Here is a 257-nt window from a genome sequence, read left to right on the forward strand (position 1 = left end):
GAAGAGCGAGAGCTTCATGGGTGTGGTGCTGACCCACGCGCTGACTGCCGACGTGTTCGATAGCCGCGGTCAGCGCCTGGCCTCGGTGCCGCTGCAAGGCTCGTCCACCGTTTATGACTTCACCGATTCCGGCAAGACCATCCTCTCCAGCGTGCTGACCCAGCAGACTGTGCAGAAGGCCTTGAATGGCGAGCAGGTCGAAGTCGTCGAGGCAGCCGAGATCAAGGAAGGTTCGGTACGCCGCGACCCGGCCGGGT

General features: G+C 63.4%; 1 pseudogene. It reads left to right on the plus strand.

Annotated features, from left to right (window positions below):
• Positions 1 to 257, plus strand: a pseudogene (locus tag AC0IYH_RS32515) (hypothetical protein); the annotation flags it as partial.

Source organism: Pseudomonas sp. AC463, assembly GCF_979253585.1.